The sequence below is a fragment of the Paraburkholderia tropica genome, assembly GCF_914484835.1.
In the GTDB taxonomy this organism is placed as follows: Bacteria; Pseudomonadota; Gammaproteobacteria; order Burkholderiales; family Burkholderiaceae; genus Paraburkholderia; species Paraburkholderia tropica_A.
On sequence record NZ_CAJZAR010000111.1, the window covers coordinates 1 to 936 of the forward strand.

Consider the following 936-nt stretch of genomic DNA (forward strand, 5'->3'; position numbering starts at 1 on the left):
GCGAAAGTCGATGCCGTGCGCGCGCACGGCGGCCCGACGGTTGAAGTCGTCCAGGCGGGTGAATCCTACAGCGATGCCTACGCCCACGCCGTCCGCCTGCAGGAAGAACGCGGCCTGACCTTCGTGCATCCGTTCGACGATCCGCACGTGATCGCCGGCCAGGGCACCGTCGCGATGGAAGTCCTCAGCAAGCATCAGGCCCCGATTCACGCGATCTTCGTGCCGATCGGCGGCGGCGGTCTAGCGGCAGGCGTGGCCGCCTACGTGAAGGCTGTGCGCCCGGAGATCCGCGTGATCGGCGTGCAGACCGATGATTCGTGCGCGATGGCGCAGTCGCTGAAGGCGGGCAAGCGCGTCGAACTGAGCGAAGTCGGGCTGTTCTCGGACGGCACGGCGGTGAAACTCGTCGGCGAGGAAACTTTCCGGCTCTGTCAGCAGTATCTCGACGAAGTCGTCACTGTCGACACCGACGCGCTCTGCGCCGCCATCAAGGACGTCTTCCAGGACACGCGCAGCGTGCTCGAACCGGCGGGCGCGCTGGCCGTGGCGGGCGCGAAGAAGTACGCCGAACGCGAGGGCGTCGCGGGCCAGACGCTGATCGCGATCACGTCGGGCGCGAACATGAATTTCGACCGCATGCGCTTCGTGGCCGAGCGCGCGGAAGTCGGCGAGGCGCGCGAAGCGGTGTTCGCCGTGACGATCCCCGAAGAACGCGGCAGCTTCAAGCGTTTTTGCGAACTGGTCGGCACGCGCAACGTCACCGAATTCAACTACCGCATCGACGACGCCGAACGCGCGCACATCTTCGTCGGCGTGCAGATCCGCAATCGCGGCGAGTCGCAGCAGATCGCGCAGGCCTTCGTCGAACACGGTTTTCCCTGCGTCGATCTCACCGGCGACGAACTCTCGAAGCAGCACATCCGCTACATGGTCGGC

The 936-nt window shown here is 66.1% G+C and carries 1 protein-coding gene; it reads left to right on the top strand.

What is annotated here, in order from left to right:
* A partial coding sequence (gene ilvA / locus LDO54_RS38165; RefSeq protein ID WP_224018229.1) for a threonine ammonia-lyase, biosynthetic occupies positions 1-936 on the top strand: 936 nt, incomplete at both ends.